Genomic DNA, 19,246 nt, shown 5'->3' on the forward strand with positions numbered 1-19,246 from the left:
CCCGATAGGCCGCCGGGATTGTTCGTTTGAAGTGGGTTTTGCATGGTGTCGGACCTGCCCGAGGATTTGTCGGGCAGGTCCGCGGCAGGCGCCCGGGCCGGGGGCCAGGTCGTTGACGGTGATGCCGCTTTTCGCCCTCGACCCGCAGAATCGGCGGCTCTCCCCGCGGGTTCGTGTATTTCTTGACTGGAGGGCCGAGCTCTTCGCCAAGGCCTTGCTGTGAGCGTCGGGATCAGCCAATGGCCGAAAGACGCAATTGGCCCAAGCGGCCATGACGGTTACCATCCTACCGTCCAAATGCCGCCACCGGCGCGCTGGGGAGGATGCTGGTTGACCATCGGAATTGATTTCTGGATCGCTGCTGTCGTGGCGATTGGGGCAATTGCCGTATCAGCCTGGCTCTGGTGCAGACTGCGAACGCTGGCGACCGCGCAGCGGAAGTCCGCCGAGGAACTCGCCCGGCTGCGGTCCTTCATCGTCGTCTCCGCCGATTGGACATGGGAGCAGGACGACCAGTTCCGCTTCACCTACGTGTCGGAATCGGTGGCGAACGTCCTGGGGCTCAGCCCGGAGTCCTGTATCGGCAAGACCCGGCAGGAGATCGCGCCGGACTCCCTGGACCACCTCGCCTTCGCCGTCCATGAACAGCAGCAGAGCCTGCGGGCGCCGATCCGCAATCTGCGCATGCGCTACAAGCTTCCCACCGGCGAGATGCGCTATGTCGAGATCGACGGCGATCCGGTGTTCGACGAGGGCGGCAAGTTCCTGGGCTATCGTGGGGTCGGCCGCGACGTCACCCTCCTGGTCGAGGCAGAGCGCGAGGCCTCGGAGACCCAGCGCCGGTTTCTCAGCGCCATCGAGGCCCGCTCGGAAGGCATCTCGTTCTGGGATCGAGACGACCAGCTGCGGCTCTACAACAGCGCCTATCTGACCCTGTCCCCCGGCGCCGAGACCACCCTGCGCGAAGGAGTGCGGTTCGAGGATTACATCCGCGCCTCGGTCAACAGTGGGGTCATCCCCGACGCCATCGGACGCGAGGAGCAGTGGATCTCCAACCGGCTCGAGATGCGCAAGCACGCGCCGATGAGCCACGAGATGGTCCGCGGCGAGCGCTGGCTGAAGGTCAGCGAGATGCGGACCGCCGACGGCTGGCTGCTGCAGACGGTGCTGGATATCAGCGAATCCAAGGAGCGCGAGGTCGCCATGCGCCGGGCGGTCGCCGATGCCGAGATCGCCAACCGCGCGAAGATGGAGTTCCTCGCGGTCATGAGCCACGAGCTGCGCACGCCGCTGAACGCCATCATCGGCTTCTCCGACGTGATCCGGAACCGGGTGCTCGGCGACGCCATGGACACCTACATGCGCTATGCCGAGCACATCAACGAATCCGGGACCCACCTGCTGGCGCTGATCAACGACCTGCTCGACGTCTCGCGCATCGAGGCCGGGCGTCTGGAACTGGAGGAAAGCGGCTTCGGCATCAGTGAGCTGATGAACGAGTGCGCCCGGATGCTGCGGGTCCGCGCCGACGACAAGGATGTGGATCTTGCCGTCGAGGGCGGCGATCCGGCCGACGGCCTGCATGCGGACCGGCGGGCGGTGAAGCAGATCATCGTCAACCTGGTGTCCAACGCCATCAAGTTCACGCCGGCCGGCGGCAAGGTCCGGATGCGGGCGGTGATGGACGACCGGTCGCGGATCCAGATCATCATCGCCGACACCGGCATCGGCATCCCCGCCGACCGGCACGACGTCGTGTTCCGTCCCTTCGAACAGCTCGAGAACGCCCATTCCCGGCGCCATGACGGCACCGGTCTCGGCCTCTACATCACCCGCAACCTGGCCGAGGCCCATAAGGGCGCGATCCATCTGGAAAGCGTCGTCGGCGAAGGCACCACGGTGACGGTCACCTTTCCGACGGAGCGCACGATCGACCTGCCGAAGGATCCGCCGCTGTCCCTGGTCCGCGGACCGGAGACGAGCTGAGCCGGCGCGTCAAAGGGTGCTGCGGCGGACCTGCGCATCGGGGCGCTTCGTGATGTCGGGCAACAGTTCCAGGCCGAGCCCCGGTCCCTGCGGCGCCCGGATCCGGCCCTGTTCCACCGGCGGAAGCTGGGTCACAAGTTCGCCGTACCAGCCGTAATAGAACGCCCGCACCATCTCCTGGATGAAGCAGTTGCGGGCATGCAGCGCCAGGTGCGTCGAGGCGGTCAGCGCCACCGGGCCGGTGCAGTCGTGGAACGCCACCGGCACGTGCCAAGCGTCGCACAGGGTGGAAATCTTGCGCCCCTCGGTCAGCCCGCCGCACCAGGTCAGATCGGCGATGATCACGCTCAGGGCGTCGAGTTCCACCAGATAGCGGAAATCCGCCTTGCCGCCCCGGGTCTCGCCGACGGCGATGGGGGACGTCGTGGCGCGGGCGACCTCGCCGAGCGAGCCGAGGTGGTCCATGAACACCGGATCCTCGACCCAGGTCGGCTCGATCTCCTCCAGCGCCCGGGCGATCTTCACCGCGCTGGGCCGGTTCCACATGGAGTGCAGCTCGCACATGATGTCCATGCGGTCGCTGACGGCGGCGCGGATCTTCTCGAACGGCTCCAGGCCCTTCTTCAGGTCGGATGCTGAGATGTAGTGGCCCTGGCTGGCCTCGGCGGCGTAGTCGAACGGCCAGATCTTCATGGCGTCGATGCCCATCTCCAGCAGGGAGTGGGCGAGCTCGTCGGCGTTGTTCAGGAAGGCGTCCAGGTCCTCATACGGACCCTCGGCGCCGCCGATGCCGAAATTCTTGGTGCCCTGGACCGGCCTCTGGCGGACGTACTGATACCCGGCGCAGGTGTTGTACACCCGGATGTCGTCGCGGCTGGAACCGCCGAGAAGCTGGTGGATCGGCTGGCCCGAGGCCTTGCCCCAGAGGTCCCAAAGCGCGATGTCCACGGCGGAGCGGCCACGCTGTTCCGCGCTGGCCCCGGAGAAGCCGACATAGCCGATCATATTGGCGTGGTGCCGCTCGATCTGCAGCGGATCCTGGCCCAGCAGGTAGGGGGCGATGATGGCGTGGACATGCGCCTCGGCGGACTGGGCGCCGTAGAAGGTCTCGCCCAGGCCCTTGAGGCCTTCATCGGTTTCGACATGAACCCAGAGCAGGTTCGGGAATTCATCCAGACGGATGGTCTCGATGCCGGTGACCTTCACGGTTTTCCTCCCTCATGCCGACACACCGGTCAGCTCCACCCCGTTGCCGTCGGGGTCTTTCATGTAGATCGACGGCCCGTCGCCACGGGCGCCGAAACGCACCTTGGTTTCCTCGGGGCTTACGCCCTTGGAGACGAGGTAATCGCGGATCTCGGCTTCGTCGAAACTCGCCAGCTTGATCGCCACGTGATCGACATTGGGCGCGCCGTCCGGAGCCGGGCCGCCCGCCTGTCCCAGGGTGCCGTTGATGTCCACCAGGTCGATCATCGAGCCGCCGGCATCCAGGTGCCACAGGCCGAGCGGCGCGTTGTGCTTGGCAACCTTCAGGCCGAGCACGTCGCGGTAGAAGCCGAGCATCGCGTCGATGTCGCGGGCACGCAGCACCACATGGTCGAGACCGGCGAGGGCGAGGGGGCTATCGGTCATGGGAACCTCCCGAATTGGAGCTTGAGGCTACGACTGCGGCGACGGCCTGTCACGCCGTCACCTTCGGCCGAACACCGCGACCCAGAGATGGGGCAGCACCAGGGCGCCCTTGGCGATCGGCCCATAGCGATAGGCGATGCCGACCTCGTCGAACTCGATGCCGTAGAGGGTCTTGGCGTGACCCGGGCTGGAGTCCCAGGCCTCCACCGCGAGCTGTGCCGAGCCCTGTCCGGCGGCGGTGTTCTCGGCCGCCCAGGTAAAGTCGTAGCCTACCGCCTTGACCCGGTCGATCAGGTCGGGACCGCCGGGGCTGCCATGGCCGATATAGCTGTTGGCGGCCATGTCCTCGGCCTGCATCTCGGCGGCGCGCATGAGCTTGTCGTTGATGCGCACCGGATCGATTCCCTTGCGGGCGCGGGCGGCGTTGATCTGACGCAGCAGCTCGGCCACCGCGTCGGTCACCGGCGCCGGCGTGTCCTGGGCGACGATGATCGACCACGCCTCCGCCGTCAGGCCGCCATCGGCGAGGCGAAACATCTTCTCGTGGAAACCCACGCCGATCTTCACCGGACCGGGCCACTGCAGCACATCGGCCATCGACTGGGTGCGCAGCACAGCCTTGGCGAGGTTCCAGTGCTCCGGCAGGTTGCTGACGGCGACGGCGCTGAACACCGGCGTCTGCACTCCGGCGCGCTGCAGCCAGATCCCGGCATCTGTGCCGTCGGGCGCATGGACGCCGACATAGCCGCGTTCCACCATGTCGCCGACATGGGCCTCCGCCGCCTGCATGAGGGCGGGCGCTTCGACGAGCGCAGGCAGGCCCCGGCTCTGCCGATCCTGGTTCAGCGCACCGATCAGCTCCGCCCGCGCATCGGCATGGGCCGGCAGGGCCGCCATCGTCATCAGCAGGACGACGAGGGCGGCGCAAAGCGACCGCGGGCCGTTCAGGGAACGACCTTCATGTCGCGGAACTCCTGGAAGATCCGCAGGAACATCTCGTCGGTGCGCAGGCAGTCGTGGAAGCCGTGCAGGCGCAGCTTGAGGGTGTCGGTCATCACGTCCCAGTCCGTGCCGAACACATAGTCGGCGAAGGGCCAGGCGGCGACGTCCTTGTAGGGGATCTTCTGAAGCCCGTATTTCTCGACGATGCTGTCCCACAGCGGTCCCTTGTCGGCCATGAAATCGGTCAGGGAGATGGTTTGCAGGTCTCCGACCTCCATGTCAAAGAACCGCGCGAACTGGCCCCACACGTTCTTCCAGCGGAAGAAGTCGCCGTTGGTGATGTTGAAGGTGTTGTTCGCCGCGTTCGGGTCGGTGCCGCACCAGACCATGGCGTTGGCCAGATGCTGGTTGTCGCAGACCTGATAGACCGCCTCGTAGGCGCCCGGCTTGCCCGGGAAGCGCAGCGGCAGGCCCAGCTCCTTGGAGATCGTGGCGTAGACCGCGATGCAGGTGGTGATGTTCATCGGGTTGCCCAGCGCGAAGCCGCAGACGGTCTGCGGGCGAAGCGCCGTCCAGGTCCATTTCTTGCCCTTCTGGGCGGCGCGCAGCCACATCTCCTGGTCGTAGTAGAAGTTCGGCAGCATGTGGGGCGGGTCGTCCTCGCGGGCCGGCGTCTTGAACGGACCCAGATGCGAGCCGTACCACTTGTTCCCTTCGATCAGGTGGACGTGTTCGAGCCCCGCCGAGGCCTTCTCGATCGGTTCCACCGCGTTGACCAGCATGGCGAGGTTCGGCGCCGAATGCTCGGCCCAGGTCGGCCGGGCCTGGAAGGCGCAGTAGAAGATATGGGTGACGTCGGACAGGCCGCCGAGCTTGGCCTCGGCATCGGCCCGGTCGAGCAGGTCGACGGAGATGTAGGTGGCCGGGCTGTCGAAATCCGGCGACCGGCGGGACAGGCCGACGATCTCCCAGCCCCCGCGCCGCCCGAGATCCTCGATCAGCTTGCGGCCGATCACGCCGAGCGCGCCGACCACCACCGCCTTTTTTCTGTCCGCCATTACCCACTCCCTGAAAATGCTTTTCTGATTGGCCGGCATGGTGGCCGTGCCGGGCGAGCAGGGTCAATCCATCCAGTTCGACGTCACAGTAATCCGTGGAGCGGGCCTGTGAATCGTGAGACGATCCGCGCCTCCGCCCTCCCGAAGGCTGCGTGACGCCCTGACGATGCTGAAGTTCGTCCTGTTGATTCTGCTGCTCCTGACCCCCCAGAATTCGATCCTGGCGGCGGCAGGAGCCAAGAGCGGGCAGGATGCGATGCGGGCGAGCCTGAACGAAATCATCCTCGAACTGTCGGACAATCAGGTCACCGACACGCGCTACTCCGACGCGTTACGGGCTGAGATCAAGCGCCAGCGCGACTTCATCGTTCCGACCCTGACGGCGGCGGGACCGCTCAAGAGCCTTACCTTCCTGGACTCCACCCAGCCGGCGCCGGATCGGCAGGTGGACCGGTTCCTGGCCGAGCATGAGAAGACCAGTTTCGAGTGGACCATTTCCCAGGACGAGGAGGGGGTGGTCACGCTCCTCGTCCTAGCGCCTCCCCATGCTTCGGCGACGCCGGAAGAGAAGCGGACCGCCTTGGCGGGCGCGACCCTGACCGAGCTGATCGGTGAGCTGCGGGACGGCAGGATCGCCGAGACCCGGTATTCCAAGCCGCTGATCAAGGAGATGAAGAACCAGCGCGATTTCATCATCCCGACCCTGGCGGCGGCCGGTCCGCTCAAGACCCTGAAATTCCTCAACTCGACCCGCTCGGAGGCAGAGCAGCCGATCCACCAGTTCCTGGCGGAGCACGAGGCCGCCAAATTCATGTGGACCGTCTCGGTCAACGCCAAGGGCGTGGTCACCCTGCTGATCATGCAGCCGGGGAACTGAGTACGCACGCTGGGGTTTGTCTGGGTGGTCGCCAGTGCCGGTTCGACCGCCTCAGGTCGATGGTCCGGCCCCTAGAGGATCTGGCCCCTAAAACGCGATCTCGATGGTCCGGGGCTGCGGGGCCGCTTCGAGCGGCCAATAGAGGTTCCAGGCCAGATCGTTGATCAGATAGAAGGACAGATCCGCCACCGCGCTGACCGCGGTAAACCCGGCTGCCGTCACCGGATCGGCGGTGAACAGCAACCCGAGACCATAGTTCTTCGCCGAGCTCACAACCCGGTAGCTCGCCGTCCGGATCGGGAGTGTCCAGCCGCCGAACGGTTGCGGATTGCCGAAGCCGAGGTCCCAGACCGTCTCGTGGGTGTAGTACGCCGCTGTCGATAGCGCCGCGTTGGTGAGGATGAAAGCCGGCGCGGCCGCCGCGGTCCCCCCGAGCAGTGTGCTGTAGAGGACGATGTCGAACCCGTTCGCCATCACTTCGTAGGTGAAGGTCTTGTAGAGGTTTCGCTCCCAGACCTCGGACCGGCCGGCATCGATCACGGCACGGTCCTGCGCAATCCCCTCGGAGATGCTCGACAGCCAGATCCCCGCCGCCAGGGCCAGAATTGCCGCCAGCATGCCGAGGTGCCTCCGTCGCAGGCATGGCATCGTCATCGGGCTCAGTCCGCGATGTAGCGGATCGCCACGACCTCGATCTCCTTCGGCCCCTGGGGGGTGTGCACGGTGACGGCGTCGCCGGTCTCCGCCTTCATCAGCGCCTTGGCGATCGGCGAGATCCAGCTCACGGCCCCGGCCTCGGTATTGGCCTCGTCGACGCCGACGATGCGGATCGTGTGCTCGCTCTCGCTGCCGTCGTCATGCAGTTCGGCATAGGTCACGGTGGCGCCGAAGAACACCTTGTCCAGATGGGTCTGCAGGGCCGTGTCCACCGGCTCGGCGGTGTCGATCCGCTTGGAGAGGTAGCGCATCCGGCGGTCGATCTCACGCAGGCGCTTCTTGCCGTAGATGTAGTCGCCGTTCTCCGAGCGGTCGCCGTTGCCGGCGGCCCAGGAGACGACCTCGACCACCTTCGGCCGCTCCACGCTGCGCAGGTGCTTCAGCTCCGCCCGCAGCGCTTCCAGGCCCTTCGGGGTGATGAGGTTGCGGCCCATCTGCGCGTCGAGCGCGTCCTCGGCGTCGTCATGGACCTCGTCGGTCTCGTCCCAGCCGTCGAGTCCGCCGTCGTCTTCTTTCACGAATGCCTTGTTCATGGGGACAGTCTAGCGAGAGACCGGCGCCGAGGACAGGGCCGTGGCGGCTACTACTCGATCCCCATCAGGGAATTGGCGAAGGCCCGGGCCTCGAACGGGCGCAGGTCGTCGGCGCCCTCGCCGACACCGACCGCGTGCACCGGCAGGCCCACGCTCTGGGCCAGGGCGACGACCACGCCGCCGCGGGCGGAACCGTCGAGCTTGGTCACCACCAGGCCGGTGATGTCGACCATCTCCTTGAACGCCTTCACCTGGGCATGGGCGTTCTGGCCGACCGTGCCGTCCAGCACCAGCACTGTGGCGTGGGGGGCGGCGGGGTCCTGCTTCTTGATGACCCGGACCACCTTGGCCAGCTCGTCCATGAGCTGGGTCTTGTTCTGCAGCCGGCCGGCGGTGTCGATCATCAGCACGTCGCTGCCGGCCGCCTTGGCCGCGGCCAGGGCATCGAAGGCCAGGGCGGCGGCATCGGAGCCGTGCGGCTTCTCGATCACCGGCACCTTGGCCCGCTCGCCCCAGACCTTGAGCTGTTCGATCGCGGCGGCCCGGAAGGTATCGCCGGCGGCGAGCATCACCGACTTACCCTCGCGGGACCACTGATGCGCCAGCTTGCCGATGGTGGTGGTCTTGCCGGAGCCGTTGACCCCGACCATCAGCAGGACGAAAGGCTTGTGGCCGACCGGCTCCAGCGGCTTGGCGACCGGGGCCAGGATCTCCGCGATGTCCTGCGCGAAGGCGGCGCGGACCTCGTCGCCGGTCACCTCCTTGTCGAACTTCTCGCGCGCCAGGTTGGCGGTCAGCTTCATCGCCGTCTCGACCCCGAGATCGGCGGTGATCAGCAGCTCCTCCAGCTCCTCCAGGGTCGCGTCGTCGAGCTTGCGCTTGGTGAACAGCCCGCCGATGCCTTCCACGAGCCGCTTGGACGACTTCGACAGGCCCTCGCGCAGGCGGGCGAACCAGCCCTTTTTCGGAGCGCCGGTGTCGTCGGTCTCGGTATCCGTGTCGGTCATGCTGCCATGCTCATGCGGCGGCGCGGGCACGGCGCTCGCCGGTCAGTGTGGTGCCGTCGCGCCCGGTGAGGGTCACCTCGACGATCTCGCCCGCCGACGCACCGCCGACGACGCGGATCTCGGCGAAGCTCTCGCCATGGCCCAGGCCGTCGCGCTCGACCAGCACCCGGTCGGTGGTGCCGATACGGGTGTCGAGCCAGCGCGAGAGGTTCTCCACACCGATGGCCCGCAGCTCGGCGGCGCGGGCCTTGCGGGCATCGCCGTGGACCTGGGGCATCCGGGCGGCCGGCGTGCCTGGACGCGGCGAATAGGGGAATATGTGCAGGTACTGCAGACCGAGATCGCGGATCAAAGCGGCGGTGTTCGCGTGCATTTCGTCGGTCTCGGTCGGGAAGCCGGCGATCACGTCGGCACCGAAGGCCATGTCCGGGCGCAGGGCGCGGGCGCGCTCGACCACGCGGATCGCGTCGTCGCGCAGGTGGCGGCGCTTCATGCGCTTCAGCACCATGTCGTCGCCGGCCTGCAGGCTGAGATGCAGGTGCGGCATGAACCGGGGCTCGCTCTCCAGCAGCCGCCAGATATCGTCGTCCAGCTCCACCGGATCGACCGAGGACAGACGCAGGCGCGGCAGCTCCGGCACCAGGGCGAGCAGCCGGCGCACCATCTGTCCGAGCGACGGCCTGCCCGGCAGATCGCCGCCATAGGAGGTGATGTCGACCCCGCTCAACACCATCTCGCGATAGCCGGACGCGACCAGGGTGCGGACCTGCTCGACGATCACGCCCATGGGCACCGAGCGGCTGTTGCCGCGGCCGAAGGGGATGACGCAGAAGGTGCAGCGGTGGTCGCAGCCCTGCTGGACCTGGACGATGGCCCGCTCGCGCCCCTGCGCCTCGGTGACCAGATGGGCGGCGGTCTCGCGCACGCTCATGATGTCGTTGACCAGGATCTTCGGCGCGTCGTCGGTGGCGGAAGCGTTCCAGGTCTCCGGCCGCAGCTTCTCCTCGTTGCCGACCACGCGGGCGACGCCGGGAATGGCGGCGTAGCGGTCCGGGTCGATCTGGGCGGCACAGCCGGTGACGACCACGTTGGCGGTCGGGTTCTCGCGGATCAGCCGACGGATCGCCTGGCGCGACTGGCGCTCGGCCTCCGAGGTGACGGCGCATGTATTGACCACGATGGTGTCGCCGGCACCGGACGCCGCCAGGTGCCCCTGGATCAGGTCGGACTCGTGCGCGTTCAGCCGGCAGCCGAAGGTCTCGACCCGGTGAGAGGGAGCTGTCTTGGTGTCAGCCGTGTGCGCCATAGGGCGGTAGATGCCTGCATGGGGGACGGAATGCAAGACTCCGGGGTAGATCCGGCAATTGTGGACCGGTCGCTCCGTCCCCTACATTGGCCGGACAATCAAAACGACCAAGCGTCAGGGAGCTCCCATGAAGACCTACAAGATCGCGGCCATTCCGGCTGACGGTATCGGCCCGGAAGTGATCGCCGCCGGCCTGCAGGCGCTGGAAGCGCTGGAGCGGCGCGACGGGTCGTTCAAGCTGGAGGTCGAGCATTTCGACTGGGGCTCGGACTACTACAAGAAGCACGGCGTGATGATGCCGGAGGACGGCCGCGACCAGCTCAAGCCGTTCGACGCGATCTTCTTCGGCGCGGTCGGCGCGCCGGACGTGCCGGACCACATCACCCTGTGGGGCCTGCGTCTGCCGATCTGCCAGGGCTTCGACCAGTACGCCAATGTGCGGCCGACCAAGATCCTGCCGGGCATCACCTCGCCGCTCGCCGGCGTCGGGCCGGGCGATCTGGACTGGGTGATCGTGCGCGAGAACTCCGAAGGCGAATATGCCGGCAATGGCGGGCGCACCCATCGCGGCATGCCCGAGGAAGTCGGCACCGAGGTGGCGATCTTCACCCGCGTCGGTGTGACCCGGATCATGCGTTATGCGTTCAAGCTGGCCCAGTCGCGGCCACGCAAGCTGCTGACGGTGGTGACCAAGTCGAACGCCCAGCGCTTCGGCATGGTGATGTGGGACGAGATCGCCGCCGAGGTGGCGCAGGAGTTCCCGGACGTCACCTGGGACAAGATGCTGGTCGATGCCATGACCGTGCGCATGACCCTGAAGCCGAAGAGCCTGGACACCATCGTCGCAACCAACCTGCACGCCGACATCCTGTCGGACCTGGCCGGCGCGCTGGCCGGCAGCCTAGGCGTGGCGCCGACCGCGAATATCGATCCGGAGCGGCGCTACCCCTCCATGTTCGAGCCGATCCACGGCTCCGCCTTCGACATCACCGGCAAGGGCATCGCCAACCCGGTCGCCACCTTCTGGACGGCGGCGCAGATGCTGGAGCATCTGGGCGAGGCGAAGGCTGCTGCCAGGTTGATGGAGGCGGTGGAGAAGGTGACGGCGGAGGGGATCATCACCCCGGATATCGGCGGCACGGCGACGACTCAGCAGGTGACCGACGCGGTCTGCGAGGCAATCCGGATGTCGAATATCTGACATTGGGAGGCCGCGTCCCCGACCGTCATCCTGACGAAAGTCAGGAACAATGCTCGGACGGCGCGACGCTGGGCTGCAGGAACTGATCCGACGCTGGCAGCTTGGTCCTGAAACGAGTTCAGGACGACGGGGAGGGGCTGAAAGAAGGAGCCGCTATCCCCGCAGCGCCACGTCGGCCAGACGCCTCGGGGGCTCGCCCTCGCTCAGGCGGAACAGTTCCACCGTATCCAGGCGAGCGTGGATCTCGATGTCCTGGGCGTTCAGATCGTCGACCAGGGCCTTGGCGAGCTTGGCCTCGCCGAACCGGCCGAGCGTGATGTGCGGCACATAGGGCAGGTCGAGCCGCAGCACGTCGGAGAACGGACCGCTGTACAGGTAATCGTGCAGCCGGATCAGCGCGCCGTTGCCGGCATCGGGCACCAGGTAGACGTAGGTCTCGTCCGAATAGCGGTCTAGCCAGGGCATGGTCGCGCGGAAGCTGAGGTCGATCGGCGCGGTCTCGGCGGCGACGGTCGCCAGGTGGCTGGTGGCGGTGGTCGGGTCGGTGGCGTCGGTCGGGAAGATCAGGGTGACATGAGCACCGAGGCCGTCCTGGAAGATCGCGCCCCGGTGCCGCCCGCGCAGCGCATCCATCCAGGCCCGGTCGGCGGCCGCCATGGCAGGGCGGCCGAGCACCACGAGGCTCATCGCGCCCTCCTCAGGATCCGAGTGCGGAAAGGTCGAGGGTGCCGGAGAAGCTGGTCGCCACCGGTCCCGTCATCTCCACATGCCCGTCGGCGCGCCACGTAATGTCCAGCACGCCGCCGTCCAGCACCACGCTGGCCGAGCGGCCGGGGATCATCCCGCGCCGGGCGGCCGCGACCACCGTGGCGCAGGCGCCCGAGCCGCAGGCCTGGGTGATGCCGGCGCCGCGCTCCCACACCCGCATCCGCAGGCGGTCGGGGGCAAGCACGCTGACGAACTCGATATTGGCGCGTTCCGGGAAGATCGGGTTGGTCTCGATCGGCGGGCCGATGCGGGCGAGATCGAGCGCCTCGGCGTCCTCGACGAAGAACACCGCGTGCGGGTTGCCCATGTTGACCATGGTCGCCGGGCCGTAGGCCTCGGCACCCGGCACGGTGACCTCCCGCGTGTCGGTCTCCACGGCGATCGGGATCTCGGTCCAGCCGAGGTTGGCCTTGCCCATATCGACGGTCACCCGGCCGTCGGCGGCGCGCTTGCAGACCAGGCCGCCGACCACGGTCTCCAGCACGATCTCCTCCGCCCCGGCTTCGTCCATCAGCAGGGAGGCGACGCAGCGCGTGCCGTTGCCGCAGGCCTGGGCCTGGGAGCCGTCCGGGTTGTGGATCGCCATATAGGCCAGCCCGCCGTTCTTCGGCGGCAGGATGGTGAGAAACTGGTCGTAGCCAACCCCGCGGCGACGGTCGCCCACCGCACGGTACTGCGCCTCGCTCAGGGCGGCGTCGGCCTTGCGGCCGTCGACGACGACGAAGTCGTTGCCGAGGCCGTGCATCTTCAGGAAGGGCAAATTCGTGCTCATGACGCCTCATATAGAGACGGTGTAGGCTCGGCTGCAAGCGTACCTTGAACAGCCGTCCAACATCGTCCAACCAATCAAACAAAGAACACGAGGGAGTGAGATGCCGATCACCATCGGACACGAGCGCCTGACCGATATCGTCGCCGCCATGATGCAGGGGGCGAAAAGCTCGCCTGAGGAAGCCCGCACCATCGCCGAGAACCTGGTGACGGCCAACCTGATGGGCCATGACAGCCACGGCGTCGGCCTCGCCCCGCGCTACATGAAGCATGCGGTCGCCGGCACCATGAACCCGGGCGCGCGGCCGTCGGTCGTCACCGACAACGGCGCCTACCTGCTGCTGGACGGCAACATGGGCTACGGCCAGACCGTCTGCCGCGAGGCGATGGAGATGGCGATCGAGCGGGCGAAGAAGACCGGCGTCTGCATCATGGGCCTGCGCCGCACCCACCACATGGGCCGGATCGGCGCCTGGGGCGAGATGGCGGCCAGGGCCGGGCTGATCTCGATCCACTACGTCAACACGACCGGCCACCGGCCCTACGTGTCGCCCTGGGGCGGCTACGAGGCGAAGTATTCGACCAACCCGTACTGCACGGCGATCCCCGCGACCGACGACCATCCGATGATCGTGCTCGACATGGCGACCTCGCGGGTCGCCCAGGGCAAGGTGCGCGTCGCCTATTACGCCGGCAAGAAGACCCCGGCGGACGCGCTGGTCGGCCCGGACGGCAAGCCGACCGACGACCCGACGGTGATCTTCGAGGAGCCGTTCGGCGCCATGCTCTCGTTCGGCCAGCACAAGGGCTACGGCCTGGCCATGATCTGCGAGATCCTGGCGGCCGGCCTGACCGGGGGCGGCACCGCGCGCGAGGAGCTGATGAGCCAGAACACGATCTGCAACAACATGCTGACGATCGTCATGGACCCGAAGGGCTTCGGCGCCGACATCCCGTTCAAGTCGGAGATCGACCAGCTCGTCGGCCATGTCTCCACCGCCAAGGTCGCGGTCGGCCACGACAAGATCCGCTTCCCCGGCGATCCGGAGCGCGAGACCTCGGCCGAGCGCACCGCCAACGGCATTCCGATCGACGACAACACATGGGCCGAGATGACCGAGGCCGGGGTCGAGGCCGGGATGGACAAGTCCGATTTCGCGGTGAACTGACGGTCCATCGATTGTTGGGATCGTCTCCGCAAGAAGCGGATGGAGGCGCCTCGGCCGCCGGTTCAGGGTAGGATCACTGCAAGCGATGGAGATCCGCGATGACCGTCCAGATGACCGCGACCACGGCACAGGCCCGTAACCCGATGGACGACGACGACCGCTACCGGGTCGTCGTCGCCCGCGACAAATCCTTCGACGGCGCCTTCATCGTGGCGGTGCGCACGACCGGCGTGTACTGCCGGCCCTACTGCCCGTCGCGCACGCCGAAGCGCGAGAACGTCTCGTTCTTCCAGACGCCGGAGCAGGCGCGCACCGCCGGCTATCGGGCCTGCCGCCGCTGCAAGCCGGACGAGTCCGCCGCCCCGGATCCGCGCCTGGACGCGGTGCGGGCCGCCTGTCGGGCGATCGAGAGTGCCGAGGACGAATGCCCGAGCCTGGAGGCGCTGGGTGCCGCGGCGGGTCTGAGCCCGTTCCACCTGCAGCGCAGCTTCAAGGCGGTGATGGGCATCAGCCCGCGCCAGTACTGGGACGCGCGCCGGCTCGGCAAGCTGAAACAGAACCTGAAGTCGGGAGAGGGCGTGGCCATGGCGCTGTACGGCGCCGGCTACGGCTCCTCCAGCCGGCTCTACGAGAAGGCGGGGGCGCAGTTGGGCATGACACCGGCTAGCTACGGCAAGGGCGGCGAGGGGGCGGTGATCGCCTATGCCTTCGCCGATACGGCGCTGGGACGGGTGATCGTCGGGGCGACCAAGACCGGAATCTGCTTCGTCGGCATCGGCGACAGCGACGAGTCGCTGGTCGACGAACTACGCGGCGATTTTCCTAATGCGACACTTGCCGCCGATCCGGGCGGGCTGGGCGAGAGCCTGGGCGAGGTCGCCGGCATGCTGGAGGGGCGCGAGCCCCATGCCGATCTGCCGCTCGACATCCGTGGTACCGCCTTCCAGCGCCAGGTCTGGCAGGCGCTCACCGACATCCCCATGGGCGAGACCCGAACTTATGCGGACCTGGCGGCGGCCATCGGCAAGCCCAAGGCGATCCGGGCGGTCGGCAGCGCCTGCGCCAACAACCCGGTCTCGCTGATCGTGCCCTGCCACCGGGCGATCGGCACCGACGGTACCCTGCGCGGCTACCGCTGGGGGCTGGAGCGAAAACGAAAGCTCATCGACACGGAGGTCCGGGCGGCGGACCGGGCGGCGGAGAAATAGGCGCGCGGGCGCCGGCTCGGTCATCCTCCCCATCTTCCCGCATCTTCCCGCACTTTTTCCGTCTTCCCGGCCTCGCGCCGGGACCGAGGGTGACGCTTGCCGGAGCGTTGCGGAATAATGCCCGGATGCTCCAGCGGTTCTTCTCCTGGATCCCGGCGCAAGGCCGGGAAGACGAAAAGGGCCCCCTGTTACCCGCCGACCTCTGGACCGCCTCCTCTCCTCTTTCTCTGTTTTCCCGTCGCGGATTAAATCCGGGATTGCACCAGGATCCAGGGTGACGCCTGCCGGGGCGTTGCGGAATAATCGCCGGACGCTCCAGCGGCCCCCTTCCCTCGGTCCCGGCGCAATCCCGGATTTAATCCGCGACGGGAAGACGAAAAGAGGGAGCGAGCGGAAACCGCGAAACCCCAAGGGAAGGAACCGCCCATGTCCACCGAACCCGCCACCGTCGTCATGGTCGAATACGAGAACGCCTCGGACGAGGTCCGCGCGGTGTTCGACGACATCATGGCGACCAAGGGCATCGGCTTCGTGCCGAATGCCTGGAAGGTCTTCGCCTTCCATCCGCCGACCCTGAAGCGGCTGTGGTACGGGCTGAAGGAGGTGATGGCGCCGGGCGCGCTCGACCCGAAATTCAAGGAGATGATCGCCGTGGCGGTCTCCGTCACCAACGGCTGCGACTACTGCACCCGGAGCCATACGGGCGCCGCCCGCAAGCTCGGCATGTCCGACGCGGAGTATGGCGAACTGCTGGCCGTGGTCGGCATTTTCAACCAGACCAATGCTTTAGCGGAGGCGTACAAGATCCCGGTGGACGACGTGTTCATGCGCCCCTGGTCGGATCAGGACGGTTGAGGCGGCAACTCTCTATCACCCACGCCCGTCATCCCGTAACGAGTTCGGGATGACGGGCAGGGGGAACACTCCCCCTCAACCCAGATTGAACTTTTTCGACCTCAGGAACGCCGCCAGGTTCTTGCGCTGGGGCACCGCGTATTGCCGGGCCTTGTCGTCGGACCAGCCGTAGAAGTCCGGCGCGCCGAACTCCTCGACCATCCGGTACTTCTCCTTCGGCGTGGAGAACTTGGCGTCGCGCCGCCGGTCGTAGGCGTCGATCTCCGCCAGCACGTCGCCGTCGTCGTAGCGGTCGGAATGCACGGTCACGCTCGGCGGCAGGCGCAGGCTGACCCAGCCCTCGCGCTCCGGGAAGCCCAGCCCCATGCCGACGAACGGAAACACGTAGTCCGGCAGTCCCAGGACCTCCGACGCCGCCTCGATCTTGTTGCGGATCACGCTGATCGGGCAGCAGCCGAGCCCGAGTGCTTCGGCGGCGCGGATGAAGGTCGCCATGACGATGGCGGCGTCTCCCGCGCAGTTCAGGAACGCGTCCAGGTGGTCGTTGGGATAGGGCGTGCCCTTGGCCTCGGCGATCTTGTGGATGCGCCGGTTGTCGCCGCAGAACACAAGCAGGCATGGGGCGGCGGTGACCCAGGGGTCGTTGATCTGCTCGTTCAGCGCCCGGCGGATCTCCGGATCCTTGACCACGATCACCGAGCATTGCTGCAGGTCGGACTTGGCGGGCGCGGAGAAGGCACCGGCGAGCGCGATGCGCAGCAGCTCGTCGGGAACCGGCTGGTCCGTGTAGCGGCGGTGGCTGCGGTGGTTCAGGATCGCGGCGATCTCGCCCTCGGCCGGCATGTCGCGCCCGTCCTCGGTCGGCAGGCCGAACCGGTCCTCGATCAGATCGCTGATCGTCTTCCCTGCGGTCTTGTTCTCGGTCATGCGGCCCCCGGCGTGCTGGTGAGGGGCGCATCATGGCCGAGGGAACGCACCCCCGGCCACTCCCTATCTGCCCTATTCGCTCTTCACCGTCTCGCGCGCCTGATAGGCGACCCGGCGGGTCAGCTTGCGCTTGAAGGGCTCGTTGAGGAACCGGTTCAGCGCGGCGGCCAGGTCCGGGACCCAGGACGCGTGCGGGGCGGCCTCGATCTCCTCGCGCACCGCGCAGGTCATCTTCACGAGGTGGGCGGATACGATGAATTCCGGGTTGCCGTGATCGATCACCGCGCGGGCACAGTCCTCGACGAAAGCCCGGGGGGCTGTGACACGCCAGCGCTCCACCGGATAGGCCGGGTCGACATAGCCGGCGTTGCGGCCCAGGAAACAGGCGGTCTGCAGCAGCACATCGGGAGCGAGGGCCGGGTGCCGGGCCATGATCCGCCGCCCGGCATTGGCGAAGGTGATGGCATGGCTGAAGTCGAGCCGGCCGACATTGCGGCTGATCGGCTGTTCCGCCCGGGTGGCGTAGACCGGATCGGCATGGAGCAGCTGCCACGCCGCCGCAGCCATCACCGCGTCGTAGCAGCGCTGCGGATCGGCGCTGCCGGCCGATACCCGCTCCAGCGCCTTGGCGACCGACACGCGGCACAGGTCGGCCGGCTTCACCGGGCTGCGGCCGCGCCCGGTCCAGCCGTCGCGGGCCGGGCGGTAGGCCTTGAATTCCGGGATCAGGTCCTCGCGCCGGCCATAGATCAGGGCGCGGACCAGCAGCAGCGCCAGCGGCTCCGCCACCGACCCGCCATCGGCGTGCTCCGGCATGTCGTTGGCCCCGTCCAGCCGCTGCACCGCCTCGCGGGTCTTCTCCACATAGATCACCGAATGGCCGAAATCCTGGTAGTGCGCCAGGGCCGCCCGGCACAGGCCACGGTCGATCCGCGACCAGCCGCCCGCCGCCAGCCCGCCGCGCGCCAGCCGGATCGCCCGGCCCTCGTCCTCCGCCTCCACGGCGGCGACGAAGGCCTCCTCGTCCCAGGCCTCTGCGCCGTCGGCATAGGGATAGGAATCCTCGCGCAGGCTGTCGTCGACCAGATGGGCGACGATCTCGGTGACGCAGACCAGCCGGTCGACCGGATCGTCCTGTTCGTCGGCCAGGGCCAGCCAGTCGGCCAGCGCCGCATGGGCGTGGGTCATGCCCCACTGGAAGCGGTCATGGGTCCAGCGGATCGCCGCCCGCACCCCCAGGCGCGGATCGACCCCCGCCGCCTCGATCCGGGCGAGGTCGCGGGCGATGCGGTCGTCGCTCGGATCGCGGAACCCGTCGCGCAGGCCGGCCAGCGCCCGCGAGATCCGCTGCGAGGCGGGCGGGTCGGCGATGTCGATCCAGACGGTGCCGTCCCTGATCTCGCTGGGGAAGACCCGTACCGCCTCGCCGCCGCCGATCACCGCCCCGGTCGCCAGGTCGAATTTCCAGTTATGCCAGTTGCAGGTCAGCGTGCAGGGCGCGTCCCCGGTGCTCTCGGACAGCGTGCTCTCGGACAGCGTGCCCTCGGACAGCGTGCCCTCGGACAGCGGATAGCCCTGGTGCGGGCAGCGGTTGGCGATGGCGCGCACGCCGCCGGCCGTGTCGAACAGCGCGATCTGCCGGCCCTCCCGCTTCACCAGGGCGCGCCCCTTGCGCTGCAGATCGGCCAGCGGCAGGGCCTCGACCCAGATCGGCGCGGGGGCGGTTTCGGTCGGGCGGTCGTCAAAGGCAACGGACATGCGGGCCTCCTCCTTACGGCGACCCTTTCAGACAGGGCCGTTCCAGGATGATCGCGCTGTCGGTTTATTAAAGCAAGTCTAATCTTGTTTAAAATACTCGCCCGAGCGCGACCGGCTGGCGGGGCGTCCCGGATTACGGCCGCCGAGGAAGAACAGCACGGCGAGCCCGCCGGTGACCGCGAAGGCCGGCCAGGTCAGGATCGTCGAGATCACCGGGTGCCACAGGAACTGGCTGACATGGCGCGAGATTCCGGCCTCGGCGAGCTGCAGGGAGGTCGGGTGCAGGGTGAACCAAACGAACCCGGTGGAGAGCGGCTGGAAGAGGCCCTGGTCGACCAGCTGGTAGAGGTCCCGGGTCAGGAAGGCTGCGGCGAGGGCGGCGAACAGCCAGCCGAGACAGCGCAGGAGGGTACGCATGAAGTCACCTGTGGTTTGGTGCCGCGGCCATCCGCAGTAGTCATTCGCAGTTCCGGGGGCCGCGCCTGCGCCGGGAACCCGGATCTTAACCCCTTACGGCATCAGGCGAAAGAA

At 67.6% G+C, this 19,246-nt stretch carries 19 protein-coding genes; 6 read left to right on the top strand and 13 right to left on the bottom strand.

What is annotated here, in order from left to right:
• Nucleotides 1-330 precede the first annotated feature (330 nt).
• Nucleotides 331-1,986: a PAS domain-containing sensor histidine kinase gene (locus BLS34_RS18330; RefSeq protein ID WP_175474294.1), complete on the top strand. Its 1,656-nt coding sequence runs from the start codon at nucleotides 331-333 to the stop codon at nucleotides 1,984-1,986.
• A 9-nt stretch (nucleotides 1,987-1,995) separates the two neighbouring features.
• On the opposite strand, the gene BLS34_RS18335 is transcribed toward BLS34_RS18330, so the two are convergent.
• Genes BLS34_RS18335 through BLS34_RS18350 form a run of 4 tightly spaced genes read right to left on the bottom strand, consistent with a single transcriptional unit; the run spans nucleotide 1,996 to nucleotide 5,618 of the window.
• On the bottom strand, nucleotides 1,996-3,192 hold the full coding sequence (locus BLS34_RS18335; protein ID WP_093152644.1) for a mandelate racemase/muconate lactonizing enzyme family protein: 1,197 nt from the start codon (nucleotides 3,190-3,192) through the stop codon (nucleotides 1,996-1,998).
• A 12-nt stretch (nucleotides 3,193-3,204) separates the two neighbouring features.
• Nucleotides 3,205-3,618 carry a VOC family protein gene (locus tag BLS34_RS18340; RefSeq protein WP_028795767.1) on the bottom strand — a complete coding sequence of 138 codons (414 nt, stop codon included), beginning with the start codon at nucleotides 3,616-3,618 and terminating at the stop codon, nucleotides 3,205-3,207.
• Between the two features lie 57 nt (nucleotides 3,619-3,675).
• Nucleotides 3,676-4,521 carry a CAP domain-containing protein gene (locus BLS34_RS18345; RefSeq protein WP_084619051.1) on the bottom strand — a complete coding sequence of 282 codons (846 nt, stop codon included), beginning with the start codon at nucleotides 4,519-4,521 and terminating at the stop codon, nucleotides 3,676-3,678.
• Nucleotides 4,522-4,562: 41 nt separating this feature from the next.
• Nucleotides 4,563-5,618 (bottom strand): SDR family oxidoreductase, encoded by a 1,056-nt coding sequence (locus BLS34_RS18350; protein WP_028795766.1) that lies wholly within the window; start codon nucleotides 5,616-5,618, stop codon nucleotides 4,563-4,565.
• Between the two features lie 166 nt (nucleotides 5,619-5,784).
• Here BLS34_RS18350 and BLS34_RS18355 point away from each other — a divergent pair, with 166 nt between their 5' ends.
• Nucleotides 5,785-6,495: a hypothetical protein gene (locus tag BLS34_RS18355; protein WP_093152646.1), complete on the top strand. Its 711-nt coding sequence runs from the start codon at nucleotides 5,785-5,787 to the stop codon at nucleotides 6,493-6,495.
• An 87-nt stretch (nucleotides 6,496-6,582) separates the two neighbouring features.
• Here BLS34_RS18355 and BLS34_RS18360 read toward each other — a convergent pair whose 3' ends face one another.
• From BLS34_RS18360 to mtaB, 4 genes are read right to left on the bottom strand one after another with little or no spacing between them, the layout of a single operon-like run.
• Nucleotides 6,583-7,113, bottom strand: a complete 531-nt coding sequence (locus BLS34_RS18360; RefSeq protein WP_093152648.1) for a hypothetical protein — start codon at nucleotides 7,111-7,113, stop codon at nucleotides 6,583-6,585.
• A 41-nt stretch (nucleotides 7,114-7,154) separates the two neighbouring features.
• Nucleotides 7,155-7,745, bottom strand: coding sequence for a transcription elongation factor GreB (gene greB, locus BLS34_RS18365; RefSeq protein ID WP_028795763.1), 591 nt, complete (start codon nucleotides 7,743-7,745; stop codon nucleotides 7,155-7,157).
• A 50-nt stretch (nucleotides 7,746-7,795) separates the two neighbouring features.
• A complete protein-coding gene (gene ftsY / locus BLS34_RS18370; protein WP_093152795.1) occupies nucleotides 7,796-8,752 on the bottom strand; it encodes a signal recognition particle-docking protein FtsY in 957 nt (318 codons plus the stop codon).
• Nucleotides 8,753-8,762: 10 nt separating this feature from the next.
• On the bottom strand, nucleotides 8,763-10,058 hold the full coding sequence (gene mtaB / locus BLS34_RS18375; protein WP_093152651.1) for a tRNA (N(6)-L-threonylcarbamoyladenosine(37)-C(2))-methylthiotransferase MtaB: 1,296 nt from the start codon (nucleotides 10,056-10,058) through the stop codon (nucleotides 8,763-8,765).
• Between the two features lie 127 nt (nucleotides 10,059-10,185).
• Between mtaB and BLS34_RS18380 the strand changes: the two genes are divergently transcribed.
• On the top strand, nucleotides 10,186-11,259 hold the full coding sequence (locus BLS34_RS18380; RefSeq protein ID WP_093152653.1) for a tartrate dehydrogenase: 1,074 nt from the start codon (nucleotides 10,186-10,188) through the stop codon (nucleotides 11,257-11,259).
• A gap of 153 nt (nucleotides 11,260-11,412) precedes the next feature.
• Here BLS34_RS18380 and BLS34_RS18385 read toward each other — a convergent pair whose 3' ends face one another.
• Entirely contained in the window at nucleotides 11,413-11,946 is a 534-nt protein-coding gene (locus BLS34_RS18385) for a 2'-5' RNA ligase family protein (RefSeq protein ID WP_051245054.1), read from the bottom strand.
• A gap of 10 nt (nucleotides 11,947-11,956) precedes the next feature.
• The gene (dapF, locus tag BLS34_RS18390) at nucleotides 11,957-12,799 is read right to left on the bottom strand and encodes a diaminopimelate epimerase (protein WP_093152655.1); all 843 of its coding nucleotides are present in this window, start codon (nucleotides 12,797-12,799) and stop codon (nucleotides 11,957-11,959) included.
• Nucleotides 12,800-12,899: 100 nt separating this feature from the next.
• On the opposite strand from dapF, the gene BLS34_RS18395 reads away from it, so the two are divergent.
• The 3 genes from BLS34_RS18395 to BLS34_RS18405 all read left to right on the top strand — a co-directional run bounded on the left by BLS34_RS18395 (nucleotide 12,900) and on the right by BLS34_RS18405 (nucleotide 16,030).
• Entirely contained in the window at nucleotides 12,900-13,967 is a 1,068-nt protein-coding gene (locus BLS34_RS18395) for a malate/lactate/ureidoglycolate dehydrogenase (protein WP_093152657.1), read from the top strand.
• A gap of 98 nt (nucleotides 13,968-14,065) precedes the next feature.
• Nucleotides 14,066-15,175: a bifunctional DNA-binding transcriptional regulator/O6-methylguanine-DNA methyltransferase Ada gene (gene ada, locus BLS34_RS18400; RefSeq protein ID WP_215906156.1), complete on the top strand. Its 1,110-nt coding sequence runs from the start codon at nucleotides 14,066-14,068 to the stop codon at nucleotides 15,173-15,175.
• Between the two features lie 426 nt (nucleotides 15,176-15,601).
• Nucleotides 15,602-16,030 carry a carboxymuconolactone decarboxylase family protein gene (locus BLS34_RS18405; RefSeq protein WP_093152659.1) on the top strand — a complete coding sequence of 143 codons (429 nt, stop codon included), beginning with the start codon at nucleotides 15,602-15,604 and terminating at the stop codon, nucleotides 16,028-16,030.
• A 75-nt stretch (nucleotides 16,031-16,105) separates the two neighbouring features.
• Here the strand turns inward: BLS34_RS18405 and BLS34_RS18410 are convergent, their stop codons facing one another.
• The 3 genes from BLS34_RS18410 to BLS34_RS18420 form a co-directional block, all read right to left on the bottom strand.
• The gene (locus BLS34_RS18410) at nucleotides 16,106-16,957 is read right to left on the bottom strand and encodes a nitroreductase family protein (protein WP_093152661.1); all 852 of its coding nucleotides are present in this window, start codon (nucleotides 16,955-16,957) and stop codon (nucleotides 16,106-16,108) included.
• A 72-nt stretch (nucleotides 16,958-17,029) separates the two neighbouring features.
• Nucleotides 17,030-18,715, bottom strand: coding sequence for a Rieske (2Fe-2S) protein (locus BLS34_RS18415; RefSeq protein ID WP_093152664.1), 1,686 nt, complete (start codon nucleotides 18,713-18,715; stop codon nucleotides 17,030-17,032).
• A 78-nt stretch (nucleotides 18,716-18,793) separates the two neighbouring features.
• Entirely contained in the window at nucleotides 18,794-19,132 is a 339-nt protein-coding gene (locus BLS34_RS18420; RefSeq protein WP_093152666.1) for a hypothetical protein, read from the bottom strand.
• Nucleotides 19,133-19,246 lie beyond the last annotated feature (114 nt).

Source organism: Thalassobaculum litoreum DSM 18839, assembly GCF_900102465.1.
Taxonomy (GTDB): domain Bacteria; phylum Pseudomonadota; class Alphaproteobacteria; order Thalassobaculales; family Thalassobaculaceae; genus Thalassobaculum; species Thalassobaculum litoreum.